At 68.0% G+C, this 13,906-nt stretch carries 13 protein-coding genes; 4 read left to right on the forward strand and 9 right to left on the reverse strand.

Annotated features, from left to right (window positions below; genetic code table 11):
• Positions 1–49: 49 nt before the first annotated feature.
• The 3 genes from DMB37_RS19975 to DMB37_RS19985 form a co-directional block, all read right to left on the reverse strand.
• Complete coding sequence (locus DMB37_RS19975; protein WP_135234020.1) at positions 50–2,116, reverse strand: PhoX family phosphatase; 2,067 nt, start codon at positions 2,114–2,116, stop codon at positions 50–52.
• A 154-nt stretch (positions 2,117–2,270) separates the two neighbouring features.
• Complete coding sequence (locus DMB37_RS19980) at positions 2,271–3,071, reverse strand: hypothetical protein (RefSeq protein WP_135234021.1); 801 nt, start codon at positions 3,069–3,071, stop codon at positions 2,271–2,273.
• Positions 3,072–3,220: 149 nt separating this feature from the next.
• Positions 3,221–3,751: a lipoprotein LpqH gene (locus DMB37_RS19985; RefSeq protein WP_135234022.1), complete on the reverse strand. Its 531-nt coding sequence runs from the start codon at positions 3,749–3,751 to the stop codon at positions 3,221–3,223.
• A gap of 145 nt (positions 3,752–3,896) precedes the next feature.
• On the opposite strand from DMB37_RS19985, the gene DMB37_RS19990 reads away from it, so the two are divergent.
• From DMB37_RS19990 to DMB37_RS20005, 4 genes are read left to right on the forward strand one after another with little or no spacing between them, the layout of a single operon-like run.
• A complete protein-coding gene (locus tag DMB37_RS19990) occupies positions 3,897–5,252 on the forward strand; it encodes a hypothetical protein (protein WP_135237691.1) in 1,356 nt (451 codons plus the stop codon).
• Positions 5,252–6,262: a hypothetical protein gene (locus DMB37_RS19995; protein ID WP_240772462.1), complete on the forward strand. Its 1,011-nt coding sequence runs from the start codon at positions 5,252–5,254 to the stop codon at positions 6,260–6,262. Before DMB37_RS19990 ends, DMB37_RS19995 begins: the two co-directional genes overlap by 1 nt.
• Position 6,263: 1 nt before the next feature.
• Positions 6,264–7,784 (forward strand): lipopolysaccharide assembly protein LapB, encoded by a 1,521-nt coding sequence (locus DMB37_RS20000; RefSeq protein WP_135234023.1) that lies wholly within the window; start codon positions 6,264–6,266, stop codon positions 7,782–7,784.
• Positions 7,781–9,043, forward strand: coding sequence for a CHAT domain-containing protein (locus DMB37_RS20005; protein ID WP_135234024.1), 1,263 nt, complete (start codon positions 7,781–7,783; stop codon positions 9,041–9,043). Before DMB37_RS20000 ends, DMB37_RS20005 begins: the two co-directional genes overlap by 4 nt.
• Before the next feature lie 19 nt (positions 9,044–9,062).
• On the opposite strand, the gene DMB37_RS20010 is transcribed toward DMB37_RS20005, so the two are convergent.
• From DMB37_RS20010 to DMB37_RS20035, 6 genes are all read right to left on the reverse strand, one after another.
• The gene (locus DMB37_RS20010) at positions 9,063–9,350 is read right to left on the reverse strand and encodes a type II toxin-antitoxin system Phd/YefM family antitoxin (RefSeq protein WP_135234025.1); all 288 of its coding nucleotides are present in this window, start codon (positions 9,348–9,350) and stop codon (positions 9,063–9,065) included.
• A gap of 40 nt (positions 9,351–9,390) precedes the next feature.
• Positions 9,391–9,831, reverse strand: coding sequence for a nitroreductase family deazaflavin-dependent oxidoreductase (locus tag DMB37_RS20015; RefSeq protein WP_240772463.1), 441 nt, complete (start codon positions 9,829–9,831; stop codon positions 9,391–9,393).
• A 40-nt stretch (positions 9,832–9,871) separates the two neighbouring features.
• Positions 9,872–10,711, reverse strand: coding sequence for an alpha/beta fold hydrolase (locus DMB37_RS20020; RefSeq protein ID WP_167768890.1), 840 nt, complete (start codon positions 10,709–10,711; stop codon positions 9,872–9,874).
• A 208-nt stretch (positions 10,712–10,919) separates the two neighbouring features.
• Positions 10,920–11,216: a hypothetical protein gene (locus DMB37_RS20025; RefSeq protein ID WP_135234026.1), complete on the reverse strand. Its 297-nt coding sequence runs from the start codon at positions 11,214–11,216 to the stop codon at positions 10,920–10,922.
• A 90-nt stretch (positions 11,217–11,306) separates the two neighbouring features.
• The gene (locus tag DMB37_RS20030) at positions 11,307–12,032 is read right to left on the reverse strand and encodes an amino acid ABC transporter ATP-binding protein (protein ID WP_135234027.1); all 726 of its coding nucleotides are present in this window, start codon (positions 12,030–12,032) and stop codon (positions 11,307–11,309) included.
• 2 nt (positions 12,033–12,034) lie between these two features.
• Positions 12,035–13,831: an ABC transporter substrate-binding protein/permease gene (locus DMB37_RS20035; protein WP_135234028.1), complete on the reverse strand. Its 1,797-nt coding sequence runs from the start codon at positions 13,829–13,831 to the stop codon at positions 12,035–12,037.
• Positions 13,832–13,906 lie beyond the last annotated feature (75 nt).

The raw sequence follows: 13,906 nt of genomic DNA on the forward strand, positions 1-13,906 counted from the left end.
CCACTCCTGCAGGTAGGTTCAGTGGCGGCTTCGCGGGGAAGGCCGGAGGTTACGCGCCGATCCGGCCGCCGTTCTTCTTCCAGACGACCGCGACCGACGCGCGTGGCTGTGCGGTGCCGCCATCGGGCCAGTGCGACAACGGGTTCTCCGGCGTGGCGTCGTCGGCCTCACCGGGATGCTGCACGCACACCAGGACGCGCGACTCGGTGACCACCGGGCCACACGTCTCGGCGCCGCGCGGCACGGTCAGGAACTGTTTGGTGGCACCACGATTCGGGCCGTCGAGCACCACCGAGAACAGGCCGTCGTTGGACTTGAGGGCATTGCCGTCGGTGGAGATCCACAGGTTGCCGTAGGGGTCGAAGGCCAGGTTGTCCGGGCAGGAGATCGGGCTGACCTTGGACTTGTCGAAGCCGGCGAAGTAGGTGTCGGCGGCGTTCGGGTCGCCACAGACCAGCAGCAGCGACCAGGTGAACTTCGTGCCGGTGTGGTCGTCGTCGATCTCGAGGACCTGGCCGTTCTTGTTCAGGTTGCGCGGATTCGCCTCGTCCGGCCCCTGCTTGCCGTCCTTGCCGCGGTTGTCGTTGTTGGTCAGCGCCACATACACCTTGCCGGTGTACGGATTGGCCTCGAAGTCCTCCGGGCGGTCCATCTTGGTGGCGCCGACCTTGTCCGCGGACAGCCGGGTGAACACCGCGACCTCTTCGGCGCTCATGCCCTCGACCAGCGACTTACCCTTGCCGTCCGCGCCGGTCTCCAGCAGCGGAATCCATTGGCCCGTACCGGTGAAACCCTTGTCCGAGGGCTTGGCGCCGGTGCCGTCGATCTTGTCGGCGTGGTCGCCGGTCAGCTTCGCCACGTACAGCGTGCCCGCGTCCAGGATGGTCAGGTTGTGCCGCATGCTCGATGCACCGCTGCCCGACTGCACCTTGCGCGTGGACACGAATTTGTACATGTAGTCGAACTTTTCGTCGTCGCCGGTGTAGGAGACGACGTCACCGCTCTCGGTGACGTAGATGCTGGCGCCCTCGTGCTTGAGCCTGCCCATCGCGGTGTGCTTGATCGGCGTCGAGGTGGGATCCCACGGGTCGATCTCGACGACATAGCCGAATCGATTGGCCTCGTTCGGTTCCTGCGCGACGTCGAAGCGCTTGTCGGTGCGCTCCCAGCCGTTGGGCGTCTTGCCCGCGGTGAAGCCGTACCGCTTGAGCCGGGCCGCGGCGGTGGCTTCGGTGGCCTTGTCGCCGTTGGCGAAGTAGCCGTTGAAGTTCTCTTCACCGGAGAGCACGGTGCCCCAGGGCGTTACGCCACCCGCGCAGTTGGCGATGGTGCCGAGCACCTTGGTGCCGGTCGGATCCGCGGCGGTCTTGACCAGGTCGCTGCCCGCGGCAGGCCCGGTGAGCTGGAACTCGGTGGTCGCGGTGATCCTGCGGTTGTACTTGCCGAAGGCGGGCACCAGCTTGCCCGTACCCGGCTCGCCGCGCACCTCGACGACGCTCAGGCCGTGCGCCGCCTGGGTGATCGCGATCTGCTCGTCGGTCGGTGCTTCCTTGTCGTAGCCGCGGAACATGTGCGGGCCGGTGGTGTATTCGTGGTTGACCACGAGCAGGAAGGCGTTGGGCTGCCCCTCGATCGGGAGCAGCGCGGCGAAGTCGTTGTTGTACCCGAACTGCTTGGCCTGCGCGGCGGCCGACTGCTTGTCGAAGTCGAAGGCGGGCGCATCGGCGAAGATCGGGTCACCCCAGCGGATCACGACGGACTGGTCATAGCCGTCCGGGATCACGATGGCGTCCTCTTTGTTCGGCGCGACCGCCGCGAACTCGGTACCGGTGCCGGGCGGACCGCTCGGCGACGGCGACGCCGAACCCGCTTTGTCGACATCATTCCCGCAAGCAGCGAGCACACTGCCCGCGCCGACGGCGAGCACGGCCGCCGCGCCGCCCTTGATCAGTCCGCGCCGATTCAGGGAACTGACGATGTCGCCGAAGTACGCACCACCTGAGGTGTTGGGCACCTCGTGGAAGCAGGCGTTCGCGCATTTGTATTCGCAGGTCACCGAAGCTCGTGCGGATTGCCCGTCGTGCTTCACGAAGAGGGCGAGGGGGATCAGGCTCACGGGCCGAACCGTAAACGACCCGGACAATCCGGAAACGACGTAAAGGTGAACAGCTGACCAATTAGGGAACCCTCAGTTGTGCTGGCAACCACACCGCACACGCGAATGCCGCGTCGTTCGAGAATCTCGAAACAACGCGGCATTCGGTGCGGGGCTAGGCATTCACCGCAAGGGCGATGACGACCTCTTGCTCGTTCTCCGGCAGGTAGTGCACCCGCAGGATGCGGCCCACCTGCACCTGCCCGACACTGCTCGGTGCGAGGAACTTCTCCACACGGGTGCCGAAGGTCGACCCGTCCGGCCGGGTGACTACCAGTCCCAACGCGATCTTCGAGTGCCCGTCCCGGATCTCGCCGGTGACCGACAGCGACTGCACCACCGCCTGGGTGGCGATGCCGCGCTCGGCGATGTCGAGTTTGTGCCGGGTGGTGATGCCTTTGCGGATCATCGACTCGTTCATCGCCTGCTGCGCCATGGACGCATCGCCGGACATATCCACCTCGACCTTGTCGGTCCGGCCAGGCAGGTAGCGCACCGGCAGCACCACTCCCGGCTGCAGCAGCGCCAACTCCGTCAGCGGCACAATCATTTTCGCCGTGGCGGTGAAGGTCTTTCCGTCGATGCCCTCGACGCTGAACTGGATGCGCACCTGCGGCTGGTCGTTGACGGTCACGCCGGTCTGCGCGAACGAGGTGATGGTGCCGAGCCCGACCAGGCCGTCGCGGAATTCGGCGCTGTTGCGACCGGTGAAGGCCGCCATGATGCCGTCGCCGGTGAAGGCGAAGACCATGGGGACGAAGGTCAGGGCCAGGATCGGCAGCACCATCTGCCAGCCGAGCCATCCCATGCCCGCCGGCTCATAGGCCGACGAACTGGTGTAGGTGAGTCCGTGCAGGAGGTAGTAGCCGACGGCCACGGCGGCGAGTGCGACGGTGATCCAGCGGATGTTTTTCATGATGTTCCTTGCTGATTCGAAAAGTTCGGTGCCGATGTCGGCCCGCTCGAGCAGAACTCGAGCGGGCCGGGGGACGGATGCGGCCTCGCACATTCGCGCTCGCAAGCGCTCTGAGCGGCCTCGGGCATTCGCGCTCACAAGCGCTGTGATCAGCCGCCGACGACGGACGAGCAGGCGAAGGTGATGTCGAACTTCGACGTCTTCGGGCCTGCCAGCGGGTTGGCCAGATCGGCGCTGACGCCCTCGCCGGTCACCTTGTAGGTGTTGCCGTCCTTGGTGAGCTTGGCCGAACCGCCCGGCATCCCGTTGCCGTAGCCGATCGCGTACGGCTGGCCCGCGTCGCCGCCCTTGCTACCCGCGATGCCGACCGCCTGCACGGTGTCGGCGCCGGTGACGGTGGCGCTGACCGAAAGGTTGCCGTAGGCGGCGTTGGCGGCGTCGGTCAGCGCGAGGGCCAGGGTGTCGCCCTGCTTGGCGCAGGTGGTGGTGAACGTCGCGTCGAACGCCTTGCCGTCGACCGAGGCGACGGACTTGCCCGACGGCGCCGGAGCGGCCTGCGGGGCGGGGGCAGCCGAGGACTTGGCCGGGGTGCTGCTCGCGTTGTCGCTGCAACCGGTGACGAAGAGGGCGGCAGCGGCGGCGGAAGCGACGAGGGCTGCGGTGACGGACTTGGTGTTCATGGTTTCTCCTGAGTTCGTTCGGCCCCGGGTGTCTGGGCCGATACGAGAAAGGTAGGAACGGTTCGCGGCCTACCGATCCCAGGTTTTGCCGGGGTCGAATCGGACATAAGTCCGTTAACCTGGTCGAATGCGACGACCGCGCGCCATGGTGCTCGACGAGGTGTGGCGCAAGCTCGACGGCGTCGAACCGCTCAGCGGTCCGCACGGCGGGCCGTTGCGCCGCACGGTGAAGCTGATCCTCGATCCGCTGGTGATCCGGCCGGTGCAGCATCCCGCCTGCGCCGGGCCCATCGTCACGGCCGACGGCGCGGTGCTGCTCGCCGCCAGGGTGCACGCCGCGGCGGACGTGCTGCACGCGACGGCGGCCTGGTTCACGCTGCTCAAGCAGGTACGGCGGGCCCTGCGGATCACCGAGGGCAACCCGCAGGATCTGTACTTCCAGCGCTGTTTCGAGTTGGCGACGACCCGGGGCATGCCGGATACGGAGCGGGACAAAGCGGTAGCCGAAGCGACACTGCGCGACGTGCACGAGTACACGGCGGGACGCACCACCCAGGCGTTGAAAGAGTATGTCGCCGAACGGACTCCGGAGCTGGCCGGGCTGATCGAGGTCGCTTGGCGCCGACGGCCGGTGGCGGGTCCGGCAGGCGGCGACCACACCGCGGCCTGCGCCGTATTGCTCGACGCCTGCGCCGCAGCGCGACTCGGGCAGCAGCGCGACAACGGGCAGTCGGCGTGGGAACGGCTGGTCGCCGGGCATGCCGGAACTCATACCGGAATACGGCTGTGGCGCAACGAATCCGGCTACTCAGCAGCCGAATTGGGGCTGACCGTGCATGTCGTGCCGCAGTCCCCGGCGGTCGGTGCGTCCGCCTCGACCTCCACCCTGAGTCTGCCGTTCGATCGCACCGTCTACGAACGGGTATTCACGGCACTACAGGCTTCCAGCGAACGCGCCGAGCTGCCGACCGTTCCGGAGTTGGTGGCCGCCGAGATCGCCAGGAGTTGTGCGCCATGGGCCCTGTTGGACGAGACGCTGCGGGTGGCCGCTACGGTCGGGGTCGCACTGGCGAACGGGCTCGCGCCGATCGAGCCCACTTCCGGTAGCCGGCCTTCACATGTCGGCATCGCCCTTGTGGCAGTGCAGGATTCGATGCAGACCACGGCGCACCGGGTCATCAACGGCCGGTGGCAGCGTGAGGCCTACGTCCTACAGGCACGGCGGCTGGTCGTGCGGGTCGGCACCGAGTCGCCGCCGACCGGGCCGCTCGCCGCGATCGCCGCCGAGTTGTGCACACCGCAGCGTCCGTACCTGCGGCGACTGTGGGTTCGCCTGCATGGGCGCGATGTCCGCGAGTTCGCGGTGTACGACCCGGACGAGCTGTGGGATCTGCTCGACGGCGTGGCACGCTCGGTCATCCTCGACCATCGGACGCGCGTCAAGCAGGCGCTGAGCGCCATCGCGGCCGAATCGGATTCGACAGAATCGAGGGCGAGCTGATGACCGGCACGGTGCAGGTTCGGCAGGCGGCCGACGGGCTGTGGATCATCGGACCCGAAGGGGCGCCGACCGTTCTCGACGAGGCGGCGGCCATCGACGTGCTGGTACTCGAGGCGGCGGGCGGGCACCTGACCTGGAGTCTGCTTGCCGGGCAGGCACTTCCGGCCGCGGTGCTCGATGATGTGAAGCTCGCGCAAGAGTGGCTGTGGGCCGTCTTCGGTGAGCAGGTCGCGCTGGCGGTCGACGCCGGAGAGACCGGTGAGCTGGTTGCCGCGCCGGGAATACCGGAGCTGGTGACCGACGCGTGGCGACTCGGGTACGCGCACTGGGCGGCGCGGTGGTGGCCCGCATCGATCATCGACGGCATCGCCCCGCTGGACGGGCGGTTGCTGCGCGCGGAGATCGCGACGCTGTCGGAGGCATGCGAGCTGATCGTCGCCGGTGCGGACGAGTACATCGAAGCGGCCGACGAATTGGCTGATACCCGCGGCCGGGCAGAGGATTACGCTCTCGCGGCAGGTCCGGCAGCCACTGTGCCGAGCGGAGCGCTGATACTCGCCAGAGGGAGCGGCGGGTGGGACTGGCACCGCTGTCCACCCGGACTACTCGACGCGTCGGAGCAAGCCGTGTCGTGGGAAGTGTTGCGCGGGGCGGGAACTACGACCGTCCTGGTGCGGGTGGTCGCCGCAGCGCGTGGCGACGTGCCGTCACACCTGCATCCGCACGCGCTGGTACACACGTCCTCGGGCACCGCCGTGGCGCCACTGACACTCGCCGGGGACACGTGGGCCGCCGAGGTGCCAGCACCGGAAGGCGCGGAACCCGCTGTGACCGTGGAGGTATACGTGCCCGGTGTCGGCGGCGCCGAGCCGGGCAGCCCAGAAACGCGCCGTCGCGTGCGCGACCTCGCCCTGACGCGGCTGAGTCGCGCGACCGACCCGGCCGACAATCCCATCGATACGCCCCTGTTGGCCGAAATCGCCGCGGCCGAATCTGATTCGGATTTCTGACATGACCGAAGCAACACCCGCCGACGGCCGCGAGCTCCTGGTCGCGGGCGCCGAGGCATACAGCCGCGGCGACACAGCCGGGGCTCTGCGAATTTTCGAGGACGCCGCGCGGACCACCACCGGCGACGTCCGCCTCGGCGCCATCGTCAACGCGGCGAGCATGGCGGACGAGCTCGGTGACCACGCCAGATCGCTGAGTCTGTACCGCGAAGCGCTCGCTGCGATGCCTGCGGACGCGCCACGGTTGCGACCCACCGCCTTGGTCAACATGTCGCAGGCGTTGCAGCATCTAGGCGAACTCGACGAAGCCCAAGCGGCATTGGAGCAGGCGCGCGAATTGCTCGCCGACACCACCGATCAGGGCGTCCTGCGCGTCTCCTGCCTGTTGTCCCTGACCGCCGTGGCCCTGCACCGCCAGCACTGGGCCCACGCCGCCGAACTGGCCACCGAATCCCTGGACGCGGCCAGGCGTTTCGCGCCGCAGCTGGCTGGACATCCGCTGATGAACCTGGCCGCAACATATTTCGAGACGGGCCGTCGTGACCTGGCCGTCGACTTCGCCAAGCAGGCCCTCGCCGCGTTCGAGGCGGCGGGTGACCGCAATGCCGTCGCCGAGACCCAGCAGAACCTCGCCACCATGCTCGTCCGTGTCGAGCGTTTCGACGAGGCGCAAGCACCGCTGCGCGCCAGCCAGCGGTACTTCGAACAGGCCGGGCTCGGCTACCGCGCCGGAATCGGGCTCAAGACCTTGGCTTTCCTCGCCGAGGGCCGCGCGGATCTCGACCAGGCGCAGGAGCTGTACCGCCGCAGTCTGGCCTACTTCGTCGAGTCCGGCGCGGTGCTCGACGCCGCCGACCTGCGCATGCGCCTGTCCACCGTGGCGTTCAAAACCGGCCGGTTCGCCGAGTGCGAGGCCTTGCTGGCCGAGGCGTTCGGCGCGTATGCCGAACGTGGTCTCGGCCTGCACTGCGCCCAGCTGGATTTCTGGCATGCGACGCTGCTCGAAGGCGCCGTCGCCGCCTCGGACGCGCCCGCACCCGAGTTGCTCGCCCAGGCGGTCGACCTCGCCATTCCGGCCGCGCTGGCCATCGATGCCGTGCGCTACACCCTGCCCAACGGCAACCAGCGCGACCAGTGGAACCGCCAGATCGCCGACCCCGCCATGCGATTGGCCTTCCGCTTCGCCTATCTCTCGGGCAACGGGCTGCTCCTCGCCGACCTGATCGAAACACAATGCGCAGGTACCACCGTGAATCTCGATAGATCCGAGGGCGGTCGTGCCGTCCGGCTGCCGCTCGAACTGCTCGATCCCCCCGCCGATCCCGCCGGACAAGCCGGTACGACCGCACTACAGCTGGGTGCCGCGCTGGCCGAAGTCGCGGCGAGCGCGGGCCTTCCGGTTTCGCCGCCGCCGCGGCTCGCGCTGGCTGCGGAGGGCCGGATCGCCCTGGACCCCTACATCGCTGCCGCTGAACAACGCTACGGCCGGGTGATCCGCGACAGCCGGGTGCTGACGGTATGACACCGGACCAGCCGACCGTCGTCGTGCGCATGGCGGATGCGGGCGATGTGTACATGTCCTGGCGCTGGGCCGGGGACACCGCGCCACGTGGGGCCGCCATGTTGCCGGGCGAGCCGGTGCTGGCAGCGGTGCGACGACTGGCCGATGCCTTACCGCACCCCGCCGAGCCGGGCGGTCTCGAACGCTCGCTGACCACCGGGGCGTTCGCCGCCCACGACACCGAGTACCTTGTTGCCCAGGCACTTTCCCGGGCATTGCTGCCGCAGGGCCTGGCCGCCCAGCTGTACGAGTTGTATCAGCGCGGGGTCCGTCCGCACATTCGCCTGCAACCGTCGCCGCGGGTGGCTCAGGTGCCGTGGGAGCTCATCGCCCCCGGCCCACAGGTCCGGCTGATCGATATCGCCGACGTGAGCCTGCTGGCACCGGCCAGCATCGTGCACGCGCCGGAACGCCTGTCGCGCAGGTGGACCGAGACGCGGCACGCACCCGTAGTCGCCCTCCTGGACCCGCGGATTCCCGGCTTCCGGGCCGATTCGACGCTCGGCTCGGTGCTCGGCCGCATGGCGCCGGAAGCCCCTCTTACCCAACGGATTGCCGCGTACGCCGCACAGGACCGCTTGCTGCCCGCGGTAGTCGACCCGACGGAGGTTTTCCGCCGGACCGATGTCGACCGCAGCTGGCTGAGCAAAGCCCTACGCGACGGCGCGAGCCGCCTGATCTACGTCGGCCACGTCACCGCCGCACCGCCGGAATCCGGGCAGAGCGAGGACGCCGAACTCCATCTGCCGTGCACCGCCGACACTCTCGGCTTCGCCGTGCCGAACCGCACCCATCGGCCGTTGTCCGCCAAGGACTTCCTGCTCGGCACCCACGCCCTCGCCGCGGAACCCACTGACGGCCGCGACCTTTGGCCCATCCCCAGCCGGGTGGCGTTGATCGCCTGCGAGAGCGGCGGGGACATGCGCTTCACCGAGGCGCTCGGGCTGACCGCCGCCATGATCAACAACGGTGCCGAGCTGGTGACGGCCAGTCGCTGGCCGCTGCCCACCGATCTCGCCTTCCATCGCATCGCGGGCGCGCCCGCGCACGCCCGCCCGCTGCAAGACGCCATCTGCGCCATCGACGCGGCGCACGAACAACCGGACCCGGTGACCGCGCTCGCGCACTGGCAGCGCGAGCGACTGCAGGCCTGGCGCACCGAACGCACCATCGAGCACTCGCCGCTGCTGTGGTCGGCGTTCGCGACGCTGTGCACATGAATGACGCTGTGCACGTGCGTCAGCCACGCAGCCCACGGTCCACCGTCGGGTGCACGCCGAGGACGTCGAGCATCTCCGAGATGGACATGGCCCGGAACTCGGTCGCGCCCGCGTAACCGGGCCGGGCCGCGTCCGCCAGCTCGGCGTACAGGTGCAGGCGGTCGTAATCGGCCATCGACATGATGACCGCCACTTCGGTTCCGTCGTCGGTGATCACCGCGTCCGCGCCGGTGGCCACCACGTCCCGGACGACGGCGGCGATGTCCGCGGACAACTCGTGCAGATTGCGTGTGTTCGTGTTGGGCATGCTCCGCATTCGGAGCCGCGCGCCCTTTTGGATCGGGGCGTCACCGTCTTGTTAGCGCGACGACCGGAATGGCGCGGTCGGTTTTGGTTTCGTGCTCGGCGAAAAACGGATAGGCCTGCTTCAGCATCGTCCACACGCGGTCGTATTCTTCGCCCTCGAACGGGGCGGCGAGCGCGGTGTAGGTTTCGTCGCCGATTTCGACCGTCACCTCCGGGTCCGCCACCAGGTTCCGGTACCAGTCCGGATGTTCAAACGCGCCCAGGTTCGAGGCGATGACGAGCAGCCGGTCGCCGTCGGGATGAAACATCATCGGGGTGGTGTGGGCCTGGCCGGTGGCACGACCGGTGGTGGTGAGCAGCAAGAGTTTGTCCCGCTGCATGCCCTCGATCTCGCCGCCCGCCCGGAATTGGGCAATGGTGGCGCGGTTGATTTCCTTGAAGTCCATGGGTTCGCCTCCGGTGGTTTGCCATACCGAGATCACCGGAACGAATGGCGTGTCCGGAAAATGTGACGGCCGGGTGTCAGGTGCGGTGTGCGAGAAGGTGTTGCATGATCAGGCGGGTCAATTCCTCGGGCGCCTGTTCGGGGATCCAGTGCGACACTTCCTCGAGTATTTCGAATCGATACGGGCCGGTCACGTACTTCTCGGTGGCCAGGGCCGCGGTGGAGCCGACGGTGCTGTCGTCGGTGCTCCAGACGTAGAGCGTCGGCACCGATACCGGGCCGGTCGGTCCGGACAGATGCATTGCGCGATACCAATTCAGCGCCGCCGTCAGCGCTTCCGGCTGCGTGAGCCGGTGCACGTAGTCGTCGATCCGTTCCTCGGCGATCTTCCATTCGAAGATCTTCCGCAGTCCCGCCCCGTCGTCCATGAGTAGCACCCGCTCCGCCACCCGCGGTTTCCGGAGTAGCGAAAAGTATTGCGACCGTTGTGCTTGATCCTCGTCCTCGGTCATTGCCCGCAGGAAGGCGGCGGGATGCGGCAGCGACACCGCGGTGAAACTGCGGATCCGTTCCGGGATATCCGCCGCTGCCGCCCACCCGACATAAGCCCCCCAGTCGTGCCCGACCAGATCGAACCGCTGCCAACCCAATTCGTCGGCGATCGCGATCACATCGCCGACCAATTCCTCGAGTCGATAGTCGGCCACCTGGTCCGGCCGCACACCCGGTGAGTACCCCCGCTGATCAGGCGCCACCACATGGCACCCACCGCCACCGAGCGCATGGAGCTGGAACTCCCACTCGATCGCCGCCTCCGGAAACCCGTGCAGCAGCAGCACTTCCCGCCCACCGGCTCCCCCACTCGACAGCGCATCGAACGTCCCGGCAGCAGTGGGAATCTCTATCGCCTCGATCACGGGGATGACTCTAGAGCCCCCGGTCTTTCCCCGTGATCGACCATCCGGTCACCGGGCGAACCGACTGATCTCGCAAGCACATGAGTTAACTCACCGGGCACGGGCTGACCTGCCCACCCACTCCCCCCGCCGGCCGCCAACGCCCCGATCGCCGCGCCTGAGCCTGGCCTGAATACGCGGAGAGGCGGATGAGCGAGGCGGGGCAGCCTCAGTGCTCGTCGTAGTGTCCGTCGTGTGCGGCGTGGCGGTGGCCGTCGTGGATGTAGTCGACGTGGTCGCCGTGCTGGACGGTGTCGTGGCCGCAGCCGTCGCCGTGCTGGTGCGTGTGGTCGGCGTGTTCGGTGTGGCCCTGCGGCTCGCACTCGTCGTAGTGGCCGTCGTGTTCACGGTGCAGGTGGCCGTCGTGGGCGTAGTCGACGTGGTCGCCGTGCTCGATCACCGTGTGCCCGCAGTTGGGGCCGTGGGCGTGGTCGTGCGCGGTGTGCTGCAGGTGTGCCGTTGTCATCAGATCTCCCTCTTTCCGGACATGGACAGATGGATATGTGAGCGAAGACACATTAGCAGATGCGCATCAATGCAGTTAGCCAGGGGTGCGCTACAGCACCTGGGACAGGAACCTTTGCAGGCGCGGAGTCTCGGCGTTGTCGAACAGCGCGTCGGGCGTGCCGGTCTCCACGACCTGCCCTTCGTCCATGAAGACGACGCTGTCGGACACCGTGCGGGCAAAGCCCATCTCGTGGGTGACCACGATCATCGACATGCCGCCCGAGGCTAGGTCGGCCATGAGGGCGAGGACGCCCTTGACCAGCTCCGGGTCCAGCGCCGAGGTGGCCTCGTCGAAGAACATGACCTCCGGCTTCATGGCCAGGGCCCGGGCGATGGCGACCCGCTGCTGCTGTCCGCCGGACAGGTTCGCGGGCCGGGTGTCGAGCTTGTCGGACAGCCCGACGATCTCCAGCTGCTCCACCGCGACCGCGCGCGCCTCGTCCTTGGACAGTCCGCGCAGCTTGCGCGGGCCGAGCGAGACGTTGTCGGCCACGCTCTTGTGCGGAAACAGGTTGAAGTGCTGGAACACCATGCCGATGCGCTGGCGCAGCTTGTCCGGGTCCTCGGTGAGCACGGATTTGCCGTCGAGCAGCACGTCGCCCTGGTCCGGCTCGTAGAGCCGGTTCAGCACGCGCAGCAGCGTCGACTTGCCGGAGCCGGACGGGCCGATGACCGTGGTGGTCTTGCCCGCGTCGACGTGGATGTCGATGCCGCGCAGTACGTGGTTGTGCCCGAGGGTGAGGTGCAGTCCGGTGCCGGTGAGGGAAGCACTCATCGTTATCCCCGCCCTTCCGTGATCGTGGCGGCCTGGACCGGGTCGATCGGCCGGTCCGGCCGTCCGGTGCGCATGCGGCGGTCGATGTAGTTCACCAGGTGGGTGAGCGGGATGGTCAGCAGCAGGTAGACCAGGCCGGCGGCCACCAGCGGGGACAGGTTTCCGGTCTGCGCGTTGAGGTCGCGCCCGACCGCGAACAGTTCGCGCTGGGTGGCGAGCAGTCCGAGGAAGTAGATCAGCGACGAGTCCTTGACCAACGCGATGAACTGGTTCATCAGCGCGGGCAGCACGCGCCGGACGCCCTGCGGGATCACCACCAGGGTCATTGCCTGCCGGTAGCCGAAACCGATGGCGCGGGCGGCCTCCAGCTGACCGGCTTCCACCGACTGGATACCCGACCGGAAGATCTCGCCGATATACGCCGAGGCCAGCAATGCCAGCGCAACCGCGCCGAGCCAATAGGGATTGTTGCCGGTCAGATTGCGCGCCACCGGGCCGACGCCGAGGCCGATCAACAGGATGATCACCACCGCGGGCAGGCCGCGGAAGATGTCGGTGTAGATCCGCGCGGGCCAGCGCAGCCAGCGGGTCCGGGCGATGCCCGCGACCGCGAGCAGCATGCCGAGCACGGTGCCGAGCACACCCGAAACCACGGCGAGGATCAGGGTATTCGGCAGGCCGGTCTTGAACAGATCGGGGAAGGCCTGGCGGTACAACGACCAATCGAAGAAGGTGTCCTTCAACTGCTGCAGCGTGGATTTCGGCGCGTTCTGCGCGGCCGCATCCGGTGCGCGTTCCGCGGCAAGGGCGGCGAAGTCCGGCAGTTGCGGCAGCGGCGCCGCCTTGGAGCCCGGCTTCCAGCCCGGCGGCAGCTGCCTGGGCACCCAGTCCTGGTAGAGCTTGGCGTAGGTGCCGTCCGCGATGACGGCGTCGAGGCCGCTGTTGAGCGCGTCGATCAGCGGCTGGTTGGTCTTGGCGACCGCGTAGCCGACGAAGTTGTCGAGGCTGAAGGTGTTCTGCGACACCGTCGTTCCGTCACCCGGCCGGATCGCGCCCTCGGCCTGCGCCGACGGCGCCACCCAGGCGTCGACCTGGCCGGACTTCAGGTTGGCGTAGGCGGTGTTGTAGTCCGGGAACTTCACCGGGTCCAGGCCCAGCTGGTTCACCACGAACTCGTCCTGCACCGTGCCCTGCACCACCGCGATCCGGGTGCCGCGGTTGAGGTCCGAGAAGCCTTTGACGGCACTGCCGACCGGGGTGACGAGGGAGAAGTAGCCGAAGTCGTAGCCGTTGGTGAAGCCGACCAGCTGACGGCGGGCGTCGGTGGTGGTGATGTTCGACGAGGCGACGTCGAAACGTCCGCCCGCGACCTGGGCGAGCAGGCCGGAGAAGTCGGTGCCCGAGAACTCCACCTGCAGACCGAGTTTCGCGCCGATCGCCTTCAGCAGTTCATTGTCGAAACCGGTGAACGAGCCCTGGCCGTTCACGCAGATGCTCGGCGGCGCGTCCGAGAGCGTGCCGACGCTGAGCTTGCCCGGCGCGATCAGGCCGAGCTTCGAGGTATCGATCGAGGTCAGCGGCGCGGTGGTCGCGGTGGTGTATTTGTCCGCGCCCGCGGCTTGCGCGGACGCCAGGTTCGTCGGCGCGGCCGCGGCCGCACTCAGCCCCGGCGGTGAACACAGATTGCGTGCGGTGGGCACATCGTCGGAGCCGGAACCGCACGCCGTGGCCGCGAGACCGACGGAAAGCAATATCACGGCGATCAACGCACGAGACCGCACAGCGGGCAGACCAGCCATGATGAAGAACCCTAGCGGCGTCCGAGTGCTAACCCGCAGCTACCCCATCGTGGACGAGGTGCCAGCTGGACTGGG

Origin of the sequence: Nocardia sp. CS682 (assembly GCF_004634405.1) — a bacterium.
GTDB lineage: Bacteria > Actinomycetota > Actinomycetes > Mycobacteriales > Mycobacteriaceae > Nocardia > Nocardia ninae.